General features: G+C 59.9%; 14 protein-coding genes. 7 read left to right on the top strand and 7 right to left on the bottom strand.

The features are described from left to right. Positions 1 to 2: 2 nt before the first annotated feature. The 4 genes from GWQ29_RS04115 to nudF form a co-directional block, all read right to left on the bottom strand. Positions 3 to 590, bottom strand: a complete 588-nt coding sequence (locus GWQ29_RS04115; protein ID WP_275918806.1) for a YqiA/YcfP family alpha/beta fold hydrolase — start codon at positions 588 to 590, stop codon at positions 3 to 5. A 12-nt stretch (positions 591 to 602) separates the two neighbouring features. After that, the gene (gene cpdA / locus GWQ29_RS04110) at positions 603 to 1421 is read right to left on the bottom strand and encodes a 3',5'-cyclic-AMP phosphodiesterase (protein ID WP_011898312.1); all 819 of its coding nucleotides are present in this window, start codon (positions 1419 to 1421) and stop codon (positions 603 to 605) included. Between the two features lie 34 nt (positions 1422 to 1455). Further along, positions 1456 to 1902 carry a DUF1249 domain-containing protein gene (locus tag GWQ29_RS04105; RefSeq protein WP_021141263.1) on the bottom strand — a complete coding sequence of 149 codons (447 nt, stop codon included), beginning with the start codon at positions 1900 to 1902 and terminating at the stop codon, positions 1456 to 1458. A gap of 108 nt (positions 1903 to 2010) precedes the next feature. Continuing rightward, positions 2011 to 2652 carry an ADP-ribose diphosphatase gene (gene nudF, locus GWQ29_RS04100; protein WP_275918805.1) on the bottom strand — a complete coding sequence of 214 codons (642 nt, stop codon included), beginning with the start codon at positions 2650 to 2652 and terminating at the stop codon, positions 2011 to 2013. A 306-nt stretch (positions 2653 to 2958) separates the two neighbouring features. Here nudF and tolC point away from each other — a divergent pair, with 306 nt between their 5' ends. Beyond that, entirely contained in the window at positions 2959 to 4284 is a 1326-nt protein-coding gene (tolC, locus tag GWQ29_RS04095) for an outer membrane channel protein TolC (RefSeq protein ID WP_125597039.1), read from the top strand. Positions 4285 to 4452: 168 nt separating this feature from the next. Here the strand turns inward: tolC and hldE are convergent, their stop codons facing one another. After that, positions 4453 to 5880: a bifunctional D-glycero-beta-D-manno-heptose-7-phosphate kinase/D-glycero-beta-D-manno-heptose 1-phosphate adenylyltransferase HldE gene (gene hldE / locus GWQ29_RS04090; protein WP_059169799.1), complete on the bottom strand. Its 1428-nt coding sequence runs from the start codon at positions 5878 to 5880 to the stop codon at positions 4453 to 4455. 296 nt (positions 5881 to 6176) lie between these two features. Between hldE and lpxL the strand changes: the two genes are divergently transcribed. Then, on the top strand, positions 6177 to 7100 hold the full coding sequence (lpxL, locus tag GWQ29_RS04085) for an LpxL/LpxP family Kdo(2)-lipid IV(A) lauroyl/palmitoleoyl acyltransferase (protein WP_169046854.1): 924 nt from the start codon (positions 6177 to 6179) through the stop codon (positions 7098 to 7100). A 154-nt stretch (positions 7101 to 7254) separates the two neighbouring features. Next, complete coding sequence (locus GWQ29_RS04080) at positions 7255 to 7722, top strand: energy transducer TonB (RefSeq protein ID WP_275918804.1); 468 nt, start codon at positions 7255 to 7257, stop codon at positions 7720 to 7722. A gap of 94 nt (positions 7723 to 7816) precedes the next feature. Here GWQ29_RS04080 and GWQ29_RS04075 read toward each other — a convergent pair whose 3' ends face one another. Next, complete coding sequence (locus GWQ29_RS04075) at positions 7817 to 8785, bottom strand: CYTH domain-containing protein (RefSeq protein ID WP_275918803.1); 969 nt, start codon at positions 8783 to 8785, stop codon at positions 7817 to 7819. Between the two features lie 169 nt (positions 8786 to 8954). Here GWQ29_RS04075 and GWQ29_RS04070 point away from each other — a divergent pair, with 169 nt between their 5' ends. Together GWQ29_RS04070 and GWQ29_RS04065 are read left to right on the top strand one after the other, a co-directional pair. Next, positions 8955 to 9635: a TIGR00153 family protein gene (locus GWQ29_RS04070; protein WP_021140558.1), complete on the top strand. Its 681-nt coding sequence runs from the start codon at positions 8955 to 8957 to the stop codon at positions 9633 to 9635. Positions 9636 to 9660: 25 nt separating this feature from the next. After that, positions 9661 to 10926 (top strand): inorganic phosphate transporter, encoded by a 1266-nt coding sequence (locus GWQ29_RS04065; RefSeq protein WP_021140559.1) that lies wholly within the window; start codon positions 9661 to 9663, stop codon positions 10924 to 10926. A gap of 65 nt (positions 10927 to 10991) precedes the next feature. Here GWQ29_RS04065 and GWQ29_RS04060 read toward each other — a convergent pair whose 3' ends face one another. After that, entirely contained in the window at positions 10992 to 12233 is a 1242-nt protein-coding gene (locus GWQ29_RS04060) for a multifunctional CCA addition/repair protein (protein ID WP_275918802.1), read from the bottom strand. 266 nt (positions 12234 to 12499) lie between these two features. On the opposite strand from GWQ29_RS04060, the gene GWQ29_RS04055 reads away from it, so the two are divergent. Next, complete coding sequence (locus tag GWQ29_RS04055; protein WP_275907912.1) at positions 12500 to 14143, top strand: ExeA family protein; 1644 nt, start codon at positions 12500 to 12502, stop codon at positions 14141 to 14143. Next, entirely contained in the window at positions 14143 to 14823 is a 681-nt protein-coding gene (exeB, locus tag GWQ29_RS04050; RefSeq protein WP_021140562.1) for a GspB family T2SS assembly factor variant ExeB, read from the top strand. Before GWQ29_RS04055 ends, exeB begins: the two co-directional genes overlap by 1 nt. The last annotated feature ends 95 nt before the right edge of the window (positions 14824 to 14918 follow it).

Here is a 14918-nt window from a genome sequence, read left to right as displayed (position 1 = left end):
CGCTAGAGCCCGAGGAAGTGGATGATCTGGGCGGGGTAGCGTTCAAACCCTGTGAAGGCGTGATTGCCGCCGCACTCCAGCGAGAGACGGGCGAGCTGATATTCGGTCAGCGCCTTGCGATAGTCGAGCACCTCGTCCTCCTGCTGTTGCAGGATCCAGAGCCGTTCAGGCGCCGTTACAGGTACCGCCAACGCCTTCAGTTCATCCATGTGTACCGGCAGCAGCTCGAAGCACTCGTTGGTATAAGGATTGGTCTGGGGGCCCAGATAGTCGCAGAGCAGCTCATGGGGGCGCACCGCCGGATTGATCAGGGCCGCGCGACAGCCGTACTGCTCGGCCACCCGGGTCGCCATAAAACCGCCGAGCGAGCTGCCCACGGCGCCGAGCTTGAGATGGGCGCCATGACGGGCACTGACATCTTCAATGATTTGTTCGATGGCAGCCCAGGCAGCGGCAGGCGTATTGGGCTGGGCCGGAATAATGACCTCGATGTCGGGTCTGTATTCGGCCACCCAGGCAGCCATCTGCTGTGCCTTGGCAGAGCCTGGCGAAGAGTTGAAACCGTGCAGATAAAGGAGAACCGACTTCATGCAATGCTCTCCTCAATAACCGGTGGCATCGGGGTCTGGCACAAACTGCCCCACTGGCAGGCGCCACACCTGGCTCGCCACCCGGCCATCGGGATGCAGGGTGAGATAGCGCCAGCCCGGGCCGGACTCATCCAGCGCGAAACCATCGCTGAGCGGTTTGAACTGGATGCAGGTGGAGGGGCTGGCAATCAGCCGCACCCCGCGGTGCACCTCGTCAAATTCCTGATGGACATGGCCAAACAAGATGGTTTTCTGCTGGGGATGACGAGCCAGCACGGCGAACAAGTCGTCGGCATTCTTGAGATTGTGCTGATCCAGCCAGGCGCAACCGACCGGCACAGCCTGATGGTGCAGGGCGATCAGGGCGTGGCGCTCGGGATGTTGACGCAGTGCGCTGTCCAGCGCCGCCAGTTGGTGATCCCCCAGCACGCCATGGGGTTTGCCGCGTACCTGGGTATCGAGCAGCATCACTTGCCAGTGTTCGCCCACCAGTTGCTTGGCCTCGCTGATCCCTGCCGCATGCAGGTACTCGGTCATCAGGGGGCCGTCGTCGTGGTTGCCGGGCAACCAGTAGATGGGGCGCGCCAGCGGAGCCATCATGCTGGCAAAGCGCTGGTAGGACTCCGGACTGTGATCCTGCGACAGATCGCCAGTCGCCAGGATCAGGTCGAACGGGTGCTCATTGACCTGCACCTGTTCCAACACGGCAGCCAGGCTCTCTGCGGTGCGCACAGCCAATAGCCTCCCCTCGGCACTCGCGAAGAGATGGGTGTCGGTAATTTGTAACAGGCGCACACTGCCGTCCTGCGCCTGGGGTAGCTCTGTTTCCAAAATCACGCTTCTTTGTATAAGTTCAACTAGAGGATTAGAGGATGTTGATCAAGCTGGTACCATGTCTGAGACAAAATCTTAGCCAATCGGCCAGAAACAGATTTACCTGCTCCTTTTCATCCCGCTGGTGCATTTTTTTATTGGGATAATCATAACGTGGTTGCAACCTCGAAATCTGTTGCGCCGCACACACTTCCGCCATCCGCACGTCATGATACAAACGAATCTCGATGCGAGCCTGCAAGTAGCTCGGCAATTCCGGGTTGTGCTGTGCCAGGATCACCTGACTGGTAAAGCGGCTCTCCTCGCTGACGATGAGCTGGAACTGCAACCCGTTGCCCACCTGATAGCGGCGTTCGGCCCCGACTGTGCCACCGGGTGGCAGCAGTTTCATCAAGGCCATATAGTTCACCTCGCAGGTGCGCTGCAAGGACATCAAGTCAGGCACATAGCGTTTCATCGGGCTCTGGACTAACGGCATAGCGCAGCTCCATCAATCAACACCCGTGAGTAATTCACCTCGCAGGTACGCTGCAAGGACATCAAGTCAGGCACATAGCGCTTGCCCTGCTGCTGGACGCGCACCACCTCAGCGCTCCGCCAGCCAGCGAGCCCGCAGCTCGCCGTGATTGAGGGCCAGCCACTGCAGTGCGATGACGGAAGCCGCATTGTCGATACGCCCCTCCTTGAGCCAGGCATAGGCCTGTTCACGACTCACCACGTGAACCCGGATATCTTCGCCCTCTTCCGCCAGACCGTGGATCCCTTCGGCCTTGCTGGCATCCACCTCACCCACATAGACTTCGATACGCTCGGTACTGCCGCCCGGGCTCACCAGATAACTGATGGCATGCTCGCAGCGACCGACCTCAATCCCCGCCTCTTCCACCGCTTCCCGGCGCACCACCACCTCGGTAGTCTCCCCTTCATCTATGATGCCGGCCACCAGCTCCAGCAGCCAGGGGGTGGAACTGGTCTCGATGGCGCCAATGCGAAACTGCTCCACCAGCACTATCTGGTCGCGCACAGGATCATAGGGCAGCAGCGCGGCCGCATGGCCGCGCTCGAACAGCTCGCGCACTATGGGCTCATTCCAGCCCCCCGCAAATAACCTGTGTTGCAGGCGATAGACATTTACTTTGAAGAAGCCGTTATATCCCGATGATTTTTCGATAATTTTTACATCATCAGCAGAATAGTGACGGGTTTGGGGCAAGGCTTGCTGCGACATACGAGACTCCCGCCAGCTTGACTTGGCTCGGTTTGACCATAAAATCCGAGAACATGAATGAACATTCATTCACTCGTTCCCGACGGAGATGAGGGATGGATTTTAGCAGTCACAGGACATTTGGCTAGGCACGAGGGGGAGAAAACTCCCCCTCGTGCTTGACGTTCCTGTCGCTGGAAAAGAGACAGTTATCATAATATTTTGCTTATAGTAGAGTGATTAAGCTGAAATCAAGCTTGCTCAGTGACAATACCCCTCCTTCATCCAGCGACAGCTTTGGGTTAATACATAAGGTTAAAACGATCTATGAAAAGAACACTCTTGTCAGCCATGGTGTTGCTGGGCGTCAGCGCCGGCGCCCACGCCGAGAACCTGCTCGACATTTACCAACAAGCCCAGATCAAGGACACCCAACTGCAGGAATCCAAGGCCAAGCGTGACCAAGCCTTCGAGAAGATCAATGAATCCCGCGCAGCCCTGCTGCCGCAAATCAATCTGGGAGCCGGCCTGAACTACCTGCAAAACAAGGGTGATACCCAGACCAACAGCAACGCTACTGGCTCCCTCTCGCTGGATCAATCTATCTATCGTCGCAGCAACTGGGTCAACCTGGACCTGACCGAGAAGAGCGCCACCCAGTCCGATGTGGCCTACAACCTCGAAATCCAGAATCTGATGCTGCGCACCGCCCAGGCCTATTTCAACGTGCTCAAGGCAATGGACACACTGGAATTCGTCCGCGCCAACAAGGCCGCCGTAGAACGTCAGCTGGAACAGACCCAGCAGCGTTTCGAAGTGGGCCTGACCGCCATCACGGACGTGCATGAGGCCGAGGCCGAGCGCGATCAGGCACTGGCGGACGAGATCAATGCCGAGAACACACTGGACAACAGCTACGAGAGTCTGCGCGAGCTGACCGGCATCGACCACCGTCAGCTGGACGTACTCAATACTGAGCGTTTCAGCCCGCAGAAGACGCCGTTCAACTCCGACAAATGGCTGGAGCTGGCACTGGACAAGAACCTGCAACTGCACAGCGCCCGCATCGGCAAGGATATCGCCAAGGAGCAGATCGATCTGGCCAAGACCGGTCACGAGCCGACGCTGGATCTGGGTGCCGGCCTCTCTACCAGCTACAACGACTACAAGGACGAGATCCGCAACCCCGAGAGCAACAGCAATCAGGGCAACATAGGCCTGAACTTCAAGTTGCCGCTCTACACGGGTGGCGCGACCACCTCCCAGGTCAAGCAGTCCCAGTTCAATTACGTGGCGGCCAGCGAGCAGCTGGAGCGCAGCTTCCGCTCTGTGCAGAGCACGGTGCGCTCCTCGTATAACAACGTGAACGCCAGCATAGGTTCGGTACGTGCCTACGGCCAGTCCGTCATCTCCGCCGACAGCGCCCTCAAGGCCACCGAAGCGGGCTATGAAGTCGGTACCCGCACCATAGTCGACGTGCTGGACTCTACCCGCAAGCTGTACCAGGCCAAGCAGAAACTCTCCGAAGCCCGTTACAACTACATTCTCAGCATCCTCTCCCTCAAGCAGGCCGCCGGCACGCTGGAGCAGAAAGATCTGGAGGAAGTAAACCAGGGACTGATACCTGCCGCTCAGGTCAAGAACAAGTCCTGATCCCGACTCGCATCCAGTAAAAAGGCGACCCCAGGGTCGCCTTTTTGTTATCCGCTTTCTATTGTCCGCACCGGCCGCTTCTCTTGCCGCAGACTGGTGAACGCCGCGAGACTTCCATACTCCGGTGCGGGCCAGACATAAAAAACCCGGCCTGGGCCGGGTTTTGACTCAGCCGCGTTCGCGGATAGTCTTGATGATGTCGCTGGTGGAGCAGCCATCTTCGAAGTTGAGCACGCGTACTTCACCGCCGTTGGCGGTCACTTCATCATAACCGGCGATATCCTTCGGCTTGTAGTCACCCCCCTTGACCAGCAGGTCGGGCAGCACTTCGGCGATCAGCCGCTGGGGCGTATCCTCAGCGAAGGGCACCACCCAATCCACGGCCCCCAACGCGGCCAGCACGGCCATGCGACGGTCGGTCGAATTGACCGGGCGACCCGGCCCTTTCAGGCGACGGACGGAGTCATCGGTATTGACCGCCACTATCAGGCGATCTCCCAACTTGCCGGCATTGGCGAGGTAGGAGACGTGACCGGCGTGCAGTATGTCGAAGCAGCCGTTGGTCATCACCACCTTCTCGCCACGCAGGCGAGCAGCCTGCACGGCAATCTTGAGCTGAGCCTCGGACATGACGCCAAAGCCGGTCTCCTGCTCGGTGTAGAGCGCATTGGCAAGCTCCACCGGGCTGACGGTGGAGGTACCCAGCTTGCCGACCACGATACCGGCGGCGGTGTTGGCCAAGGCACAGGCCTCGTCCAGGCTCATGCCGGCGGCCAGCGAGGTGGCCAGGGTGGAAATGACGGTATCACCGGCACCGGTCACGTCGTAGACCTCGTGGGCCTGGGCTGGCAGGTGCAGCTCGGGCTGGCCTTCGCGGATCAGGGTCATGCCGTTTTCGGAGCGGGTGACCAGCAGGGCTTCCAGCTCGAAACGCTTGACCAGCGCCAGTCCCTTGGCGACCAGATCCTCTTCACCCTTCACCTTGCCCACCACGGCCTCGAACTCGGACATGTTGGGGGTCAGCAGGGTGGCGCCGCGATATTTCTCAAACTCGGTCCCCTTGGGATCGACCAGCACAGGAATACCGGCAGCGCGGGCACGCTGGATCATGCCGGGTACGTCGTTGAGGGCACCCTTGCCATAATCGGAGAGGATCATCACGTCGCTGCTGGGCAACGCCTGCTCCACCTTGTTCATCAGCAGAGTGGAATCGACATCGTGGAAAGCCTCTTCGAAGTCGAGGCGCAGCAGTTGCTGGTTGCGGGAGAGCACCCGCAGCTTGGTGATGGTCGGATAGTCGGCCAGACGAACGAAATCACAGGCGACCTTGACGCCAGCCATCTGGCCAGCAAGGGCATCGGCCGCTTCATCCTGACCGGTCAGGCCAAGCAGAACGGCGTGGGCGCCCAGAGCGGCGGAGTTGAGAGCCACGTTGGCGGCGCCACCCGGGCGCTCCTCAATGTGCTCAACCTTGACCACGGGCACCGGTGCCTCGGGCGATATCCGGCCGGTGGGGCCATGCCAATAGCGGTCCAACATGACATCGCCAACGACCAGAACGCGGGCTTTTGCAAACTCGGGCAGGGTGATTTTCATCTGTATCGACTCTCAAAACCTGAAAAATCAGCCGCCGATTTTATCACACTCTTTTACGGGGTGTGAAAAAAGCACGCGGCCCTGCTTCGCTACCGTGAGCCGACACAGTGAGCAGACATAGACCAGCCATGTCAGCTCTGACCAGGCGAGAGGCCATTCGCACCCGACCCCGCTTTTCGGCTAGAATCCCCCGATTGCCAGTAAAACTATCCAATCAGGATATCCACGAGCCTTTATCGCCTCCCCTTTTTGGCTGGACTCTCCAGATCATGGCGATTGCGAACAAGAGATTTTTCATGGCCCACGAACACGCCCCTCGCCTCGAACCCCATCTGTTCCATCCCCGTTATTGGGGGAGCTGGATCGGCCTCAGCCTGCTTTGGCTGCTGGTATTGTTGCCCTGGCGCAGCCAGATGTGGTTGGGCCGTCAACTGGGCACCCTGGCCCGCGTATTGTTGAAATCCCGCGTCAAAATTGCCCGCCGCAACCTTGAACTGGCCATGCCGGAATTGACCAAGGATGAGCGGGAGAAGCTGCTCAGGCAGAATTTCGAAAGCGTTGGCTGCGCCATCTTCGAAGTGGGTATGGCCTGGTTCTGGCCCGACTGGCGCATGCGCAATCTGATGAAGGTAGAAGGGGAAGAGCACGTCATCGCCGCCATGGAAAAGGGTCAGGGCATGCTGCTGCTCTCCTGCCATTTTCTGACGCTGGAGCTCAACGCCCGCTGCTTCGGCCTGGTCAGGCCGGGGGTTGGCGTCTACCGCCCCAACACCAATCCTGTCCTGGAATATGCCCAGTACCACGGTCGCTGCGCCTCCAACAAATATCTGGTGGACCGCATGGACGTGAAGGGAATGATCAAGGCGCTGCGCAACGGCGATGCCCTCTGGTATGCCCCGGATCACGACTACGGCTCCCACGCCAGCGTGTTCGTCCCCTACTTCGCCGTTGAGCAGGCGGCCACCATCACAGGGACCGCCACCCTGGCCCGGGTGAAAAACACAGTTACCCTGCCCTGCTACAACATTCGCACAAAAGAGGGCTATGTCTTGCACATAGGCGCCCCTCTGGCGGACTACCCCAGCGGCGATGACGTGGTCGATGCCACCCGTGCCAACAAAGAGATAGAGGCCGCAGTACGCAAGGCCCCCGAGCAGTACATGTGGCTACATCGCCGCTTCAAGACCAGACCGAGCCCGGATGACATTGGATACTATTGAGTAAGAAAAAGATGAAAAGACCGCCGAAAGGCGGTTTTTTATGGCCTGCCGCCCACAAAGGGTTTTCATTCGTAGCTGAATATTTTATTAATAACCCTGCCGAGCGGCGGGCGGCCCCCGCCAGGAACAATAAAGCGAACGAAGGGAAGCGAACATGAAAGCCACTCTTTTACTGGGCGCCCTGTGCGTATTGACCGGTTGCAGTCACCAGACCCAGAGCGTGCACCTCACCTCACTCCCCCTGAGCAACATCACGGATGTGAATGCCCAGTGGACCCCCCTGACCAGAGTGGAGTCACGCTATCCCAAGGAGGCCATTCTGGCCGAAAAGATGGGATGCACCTCACTCGAGTATGTGATCAATGAAGCGGGTCAAGCCGAGCAGATCCACGTACTGGCTCGCAGTGACGAACAGTTCAGCGAGGTCGCCATAGAGACGCTGCAACAGTGGCAGTGGCAGGCGACTACCGCCAATCCGGACCATACCCCCATCAAGTCCCAGACCCGATTCGAGTTCTGTATCGAGCACAACGGCCAGCCCTGTGACACCGGCGGGCTGGCGCAACTCTGCCAGGGGGAAGACATGGTTCGCAGCACAGGACTGGTCTACACCCAAGTCTGAAGCCTTCGCCTGTGATGAGAGTGTCGACCATGAAAAAGGTGAGCCCGGGCTCACCTTTTTCGTCACTACCCGTCACGCCCGCCGGGCACAAGCATCATGCAGTAGCGTGCAACCAGGCGGCGATGGCCAGTTGCAGCCGCACATAGTCAGCCCGATGGAAGAGAGCAGACAGTGCCGTCTGCCACTCAGGTTCGGCCACGTCTTGCGCCAGCAAGGCCAGATGAGTCGATAAGTCGGTCAGCGCCGCCAGCCAGGCCGGTGCCACCAGCGTATCGGCTGCCTCGATGACAAGCGCAATACCTTGCCGGATCTCTTGCAGCGCCAGGCGTCGCTGCTCGGGGTCCGCCTGTTCCAGCCAGTACTGCTCATGATGTTGCCAATGCTGCAGGCCCGAGGTGATGCGCATAGCGGCATCGACCCCATTGACCACAGGCAAGGATTGCAACGCCAGCGGCTTGCCGAGCCCTGCCAACCGATAGCCGCGCTGCGCCTTGGATTGCGCGCCCAGCCTGACACCACCCAGCACGGTCAGCCGTTCTGCCAGCGCGAACAGGGCGCTGGCATCGCCGGATTTAAGCTCAAGTTCCAGTTCGTTGATGGCCGTTTTTCCCAGCGAGCCGACGATCTCGCCCTGATCCCAGGCCAGCTCGATCTCGGCTCCCTCGAAGGCAATCAGCCAGTGACGACGCAGGAAATCGGTACGGAACTGGGCAACCAGCTTGCCCTGAATCTCGTCGCGGACAGCCAGACTCGGGAAGATCTCGTCCGGAAAGGCAGATAGCCGCGGAACATCCCCATGCACAGGGGCATTATATTCAGGCCTGGCGTGCAATCCCCCCACCACCTGACCCCGGCATTTAATCGTCTGCTCGGCAAAATCATCACTGCGACGAATGCGTAATCCCATTTCGAGCCGACGTAAATCCAGGGTCGGCGTATCAAAATAGACATTGCCAAGCTCCACCTGGGAATTGGATATAATTTCAATAGAATTCAGCAGGTTGGATAATGATTGTTGAATGTCTTGTGAGACAAAAAACTTTATCTCGATCTCAGTTTGCATAGTCATTCCGGGCTGGCAGGCAACTTGGGGGGGCATGATACTGAACGCGAGGATATAATGCCTGCGATACATCAGGATTAATTCACGGTTTTATTGATGGCGCAGTTCGGTTATCCTGCGCGCCTCATAACATCGTATCGAGTGTTTTTTCACCGACACAGGTTTGACCATGCCAGTAAATACTATTTTGGGGCTTTTTGCCAAGTCCCCCATCAAGCCGTTACAGAAGCATATCGTCAAGGTTCACGTGTGCTGCGAGCAGCTCATCCCCTTCTTTGATGCCGTGGCCGAAGACCGTTGGGAAGATGCCGAGAAGATTCGGGAACATATCGCCCAGCTGGAAAAAGAGGCGGACATCCTCAAACGTGAAATTCGTCTGAAACTGCCTCGTGGTCTCTTCCTGCCGGTCGCCCGTACCGACCTGCTGGAGCTGCTGACTCAGCAAGACAAGATTGCCAACCGTGCCAAGGATATCTCCGGTCGCATGCTTGGTCGTAAAATGGAATTCCCTGCCGAGATGCGCGCCGATTTCATGGCCTATCTCAAACGTTGTATCGATGCGACCGCCCAAGCCGAAAAAGCCATCGGAGAACTCGATGAGCTGCTCGAAACCGGCTTCAAAGGACGAGAAGTTGAAATGGTTGCCGAGATGATCCACCAGCTGGATCTTATCGAGGACGATACTGACACCATGCAGATCGGGCTGCGCCAACAGCTGCAAGCCGTTGAGCAGAAGTACAATCCGATCGACGTTATGTTCCTCTACAAGATCCTCGAATGGGTAGGTGACCTGGCAGACCAGGCCGAGCGCGTTGGCGCCCGTCTGGAACTGATGCTGGCTCGTTCGTAATCGACTGACTGGGTAAACACTATTAATGGACATTATCGCGAATTACGGCACTACTCTGGTGCTCGTGGCGGCCTTGTTCGGCTTTTTGATGGCCTGGGGTATAGGCGCAAATGACGTGGCCAACGCCATGGGCACATCGGTCGGCACCAAGTCCCTGACTATCCGTCAGGCAATCATCATCGCCATGATCTTCGAGTTTGCCGGTGCGTATCTGGCGGGCGGTGAAGTGACCGCCACCATCCGCAATGGCATCATAGATACCAATGCCTTTGCCGATACACCGGATCTGCTGGTGCTCGGCATGATCGCCTCTCTGCTGGCGGCGGGCTCCTGGTTGATCCTGGCCTCCTACTTTGGCTGGCCTGTCTCGACCACCCACTCCATCATTGGCGCCATCGTCGGTTTTGCGATGGTGAGCATTGGTCCGGAAGCGGTGCAATGGAGCAAGTTCGGCGGCATCGTCGGCTCCTGGATTATCACTCCGGCCATCTCCGGCATCATCGCCTACTTCATGTTCATCAGCGTGCAGAAGCTCATCTTCAACACAGATGATCCTCTGGCCAACGCCAAGCGTTACGTGCCCTTCTACATGTTCCTGACAGCGCTGGTGATCTGTCTGGTCACCATCAAGAAGGGGCTGACCCACGTCGGTCTGCACCTCACCGACGGCGAAGGGATCATGCTATCCGTCGCCATCTCCATCGCCGTGGCGTTTGCCGGCTGGCTCTACATTCGCGGCCAGAAGTACAACCCGCAAGATGACAGCAAGATGCACTTCGCCAACGTGGAGAAGGTATTTGGCATCCTGATGGTCATCACTGCCTGTGCCATGGCCTTTGCTCACGGCTCCAACGACGTGGCCAACGCCATCGGTCCGCTCTCGGCTGTCGCCTCCATAGTGGCATCAGGTGGCGAGATCGCCGGTCAGTCCTCCATTGCCTGGTGGATCCTGCCCCTTGGCGGCATAGGTATCGTCATCGGTCTGGCGACCATGGGCGGCAAGGTAATGGCAACGGTCGGTACCGGTATTACTCACCTGACCCCGAGCCGTGGTTTCGCCGCCCAGCTGGCAACTGCCGCGACCGTGGTGATTGCCTCCGGTACCGGTCTGCCCATCTCCACCACCCAGACTCTGGTCGGTGCCGTCATGGGTGTCGGTCTGGCGCGCGGTATTGCGGCACTGAATCTGGGTGTGCTGCGCAACATAGTGGTCTCCTGGATCATTACCCTGCCCGCAGGAGCCATCCTGGCCATCGCCATTTTCTACGTCTTGCAAGCTTGCTTCTCTTGACGCAAGCGGCAGCAAAAAGCCCGGGTCACTGACCCGGGCTTTTTTATATCTGGCAGCAGAAGAAGCTACTCCTCGTCGATAAAAGTCCACTCGTCGCGCACCCGACTGATGGCATCGAGCCGGCGCTTGGCGAGCTGCTCGCGAATGGCCTCCCCCTTGAAACCGGCTGCCACTATCTCCTTCACGGGCACGGCCTGGGCCGCGCCGAGCGCCTGAGCCACATAGTCGGGCTCGGCATAGACCCGATCCTCGAAGCCAGTACGGCCGTGGAAGTCGGCACGGCAGGCATCCAGCAGCTGGGCGAAACGCTCGGGTCTGCGCCAGGCATCCGCCTTGTCGAACACCTTGAGCAGGGTCGCGGGCTTGAGTTCGAAGGCGATGTGGATATGGGTGTGCAGATCGCTCACCAGCAGCGCCAGATCGCGGCAGTCGTTCGGCACCCGAAAGCGCTCGCAAAAGTCGCGGATCAGCGGCAGTCCCTTCTGGCCGTGACCGTGGTGGCTCGGCCAGAAGGCAGGCGGAGTCAGTCCCTTGCCAAAGTCGTGGCACAGGGCGGCGAAGCGCACCGCCAGCTCGGGGGAAAGACGACACGCCTGCCCCAGCACCATGAGAGTGTGGATGCCGGTGTCGATCTCCGGATGCCACTTGGCGGGCGCCGGCACACCGAACAGGGCGTCCAGCTCGGGGAACAGCGCCTTGAGGGCGCCACATTCACGCAGCACCTCGAAGAAGACCTGAGGGGTCTGCCCCAGCAGCACCTTCTCCAGCTCCTTCCAGACCCGCTCCGGGGTCAGGTGAGCCAGCTCACCTGCGTCGGTCATCTCGCGCATCAGCGCCAGCGTCTCGGGGGCCACCACGAAGCCCTGGGCGTGGAAGCGTGCGGCGAAGCGGGCAACCCGCAGGATGCGCAGAGGATCCTCGGCAAAGGCCGGGGAGACGTGACGCAGCATACGCTGTTCCAGATCCTGGATACCGCCGTAGGGGTCGTGCAGCCGGCCCTCTTCATCCTCGGCGATGGCATTGATGGTGAGATCCCGGCGCAGCAGATCCTGCTCCAGCGTCACTTCGGGGGATGCGTGGCAGACAAACCCGGTGTAACCGCGGCCCTGCTTGCGCTCGGTGCGGGCCAGCGCGTACTCCTGCTGGGTCTTGGGATGGAGAAACACGGGGAAATCCCGGCCAACCTGACTGAACCCCAGCGCCAGCATCTGCTCCACGGTCGCCCCCACCACCAGGTGATCTCGATCCCCTTGCGGCAATCCCAACAGGCGATCCCGCACTGCGCCCCCAACCAGATAAGTCTGCAATCTGCGTCTCCCTTGATAAACCTGCCCCGATTATACCGGTTTAGCCAACAGAGACTATGCCTGCTCCCCGCCTCGCCGGCGATAACCCTGCCGTACTGCAAACTACACTCCCGGCCCACACAATGGCGGCACTTTCGATCCCTTGGCCCCGCTCAAAACGCCGAAGTGGAGCAAGGCAGGCGCCAGCCCCCCTTATGGCATCCGGGTCTTTGACATCCCAGTGGGGAGGCTTTAACCTGCCGCCCATAACAATGGAATGGATCCTTATGTACACACAGTTCTTCGGTCTGTCGGAGCCCCCGTTCTCCATCTCGCCCAACCCCAAATATCTCTATATGAGTGAACGTCACGGGGAAGCCTTGGCCCATCTCAACTACGGGTTGCAGGATGGCGGCGGCTTCGTGTTGCTGACCGGGGAAGTGGGAACCGGTAAAACCACCGTCTCCCGCTGCCTGTTGCAGCAGTTGCCGGCCGAGACCGAGATCGCCTACATCCTCAATCCATCCCTGACCGAGCGCGACCTGCTGGCGGCCATCTGCGACGAGTTCCAGCTGCCGTACGACAAGGACGCCGGCCTCAAGCTGCTGTTCGATCTCATTCGCGATCACCTGCTGGTCAATCTGGCGGCAGGCAAGCGCAGTGTTGTGCTGGTGGATGAAGCCCAGCATCTGCTGCCCGGTGTGCTGGAGCAACTGCGCCTGCTCACCAATCTGGAAACCGACGAGAAGAAGCTGCTGCAAGTGGTGCTCATCGGCCAGCCCGAGCTGCAACAGATGCTGCGCCAGCCCCTGCTGCGCCAACTGGCCCAGCGCATCACGGCCCGTTACCACCTGTTGCCCCTTTCGCATCAGGACGTGGATGCCTACGTGCGCTTCCGGCTGCAGGTCGCAGGCTGTGTTCAGCCCATCTTTACTCCCAAGGCGACTCAGACCCTGCACCGCCTCTCCGGCGGCATTCCCCGCCTCATCAACCTTATCTGCGATCGCGCCCTGATCGCCGCCTTCGCCCGTGGCAGCCACAAGATAGTTCACGGCGACATCAGCCTGGCGGCCTATGAGGTGAGCGGCATTCGCGACGAGGGCACCTGGCAGTCCGGCCTCATGGTCGCTCTGGCGGGGGCCTTGCTGGTCGCCACCGGCTGGTGGGGCTGGCAGTTCTTCGGCTTCTTCCCCGAGCGCCCCGTGATCAAGGTAGAGGTGCCGGTCAAGGTAGACGACACCCCTGAGCAGCAGGAGCAGCTGACCCGCGCCATCAATCAGGCACTGGAGCCGGATAGCGCCATGCAGAATCTCTACAAGGTGTGGGGCTACCAGACCGAGCTGGAGGAGGCGACCTGCGACAACGCACCGCGCGCCGGCTTGCGCTGCCAGGAGGGCGACGCCTCGCTGGCGGAGCTGCAGGCCCTGCAACACCCGGCCCTCATCAGCCTGACCGACGAAACCGGCGGCATCTACTACGCGACTCTGGTGAGCCTGGGGCCGGACAAAGCCAACCTGCTCATCGGCAACCAGAGCTGGCAGGTAGACAGGCAATGGCTGTCCGATTTCTGGGGCGGCAGCTATACCCTGCTGTGGCGCATGCCCAAGGGTGGCGTTGCCCTGATCGGCAACAATGCCGGCGCGACCCAGGTACAGTGGCTGGACAATGCTCTCAGCCGCGCCCTGCAGCAACCGGATCGCAAGGTGCGGCGCTTCGATACCGAGCTCAAGAGCAAGTTGCAGCAGTTCCAGCGCGAGCAAGGGCTCAATCCGGACGGCATCGCCGGCAGCAATACCCTGCTGCGCCTCAACGTGATGGCCGGTGAACCCATGCCCAGACTGGAAGATGAGTCCAAGCGCACCGGCACGCCGGCCAAACTGGATGCCATGGACGACGAGTCCATGGTCACACTGTCCGAGGAGGCTTCCTGATGTCTACCCTGCTCAAGGCGCTGCGCCGGGCCGATCAGCCCCAGTTCACCTCGCATATTCCGGCGATGGGGTTGCCCGTCACCCAGGAAGAGGAACAGAACCGGCGCTGGATCTGGTGGCTGCTGGCCCCGCTTGCGTTGCTGATGGGCGCTGGCGCCAACTATGGCTGGCACCTGCTCAACAACCGCCCCATCGAGAAGACAATCGAAGTGAAAGAGGTGGTCACCCCCCCCTTCGTGCGCATCGAGCCCAGGCCCATGATCACACGCCCGCTGCCCCCGCCGCTGCCTGAACCCGTGGTCCGTCCCAGAGCGGTGCCCGAGAACAAAACGCCGGCTGCCAACAGCAGTCAGGGGCTGGCCGAGCGCATCATGAATGCCCTCAACAACACGCCGCTGATGGAAGAGGCTGTACCGCAGGCCCAACCCGAGGCGCAGGCCATGCCGATCAGCGCCCTGCCGCTGGAGCTGAAGCAACGGATCCCCGCCCTCTCCTACGGCTCCCACGTCTTCTCTTCCAATCCGGCCAAACGGGCCGTGATGCTGAACGGACGTGAGTTTCGCGAGGGGAGCGAGGTCGCCTCCGGGGTGACCCTGATCGCCATAGCACAGGACTACATCATATTGCAGGTGGCGGGTCAGAACGCCAGCCTCAAGGCACTGCAGGATTGGCGCGGCTGATCCAATCGTTATCCAAAAACCGGGGCAGCCCCGCTGACCTGATGTCAATTTCAAGAGGGAGCCCGAGAGCTCCCCTTTTTAATCAATAACATGAG

It is taken from the genome of Aeromonas sp. 2HA2, from assembly GCF_029237345.1.
GTDB classification, from domain to species: Bacteria; Pseudomonadota; Gammaproteobacteria; order Enterobacterales; family Aeromonadaceae; genus Aeromonas; species Aeromonas salmonicida.
The sequence above is the reverse complement of the archived record's forward strand: the minus strand, read 5'-3'. Positions and strand labels throughout refer to the sequence as shown.

Coding starts and splice junctions, on each gene's coding strand:
- nudF (WP_275918805.1), bottom strand. CDS start 2,652: ATGTCGCAGCAAGCCTTGCCCCAAACCCGTCACTATTCTGCTGATGAT.
- exeB (WP_021140562.1), top strand. CDS start 14,143: ATGTCTACCCTGCTCAAGGCGCTGCGCCGGGCCGATCAGCCCCAGTTC.
- GWQ29_RS04065 (WP_021140559.1), top strand. CDS start 9,661: ATGGACATTATCGCGAATTACGGCACTACTCTGGTGCTCGTGGCGGCC.
- lpxL (WP_169046854.1), top strand. CDS start 6,177: ATGGCCCACGAACACGCCCCTCGCCTCGAACCCCATCTGTTCCATCCC.
- GWQ29_RS04105 (WP_021141263.1), bottom strand. CDS start 1,902: ATGCCGTTAGTCCAGAGCCCGATGAAACGCTATGTGCCTGACTTGATG.
- tolC (WP_125597039.1), top strand. CDS start 2,959: ATGAAAAGAACACTCTTGTCAGCCATGGTGTTGCTGGGCGTCAGCGCC.
- hldE (WP_059169799.1), bottom strand. CDS start 5,880: ATGAAAATCACCCTGCCCGAGTTTGCAAAAGCCCGCGTTCTGGTCGTT.
- GWQ29_RS04075 (WP_275918803.1), bottom strand. CDS start 8,785: ATGCAAACTGAGATCGAGATAAAGTTTTTTGTCTCACAAGACATTCAA.
- GWQ29_RS04070 (WP_021140558.1), top strand. CDS start 8,955: ATGCCAGTAAATACTATTTTGGGGCTTTTTGCCAAGTCCCCCATCAAG.
- GWQ29_RS04080 (WP_275918804.1), top strand. CDS start 7,255: ATGAAAGCCACTCTTTTACTGGGCGCCCTGTGCGTATTGACCGGTTGC.
- GWQ29_RS04115 (WP_275918806.1), bottom strand. CDS start 590: ATGAAGTCGGTTCTCCTTTATCTGCACGGTTTCAACTCTTCGCCAGGC.
- GWQ29_RS04055 (WP_275907912.1), top strand. CDS start 12,500: ATGTACACACAGTTCTTCGGTCTGTCGGAGCCCCCGTTCTCCATCTCG.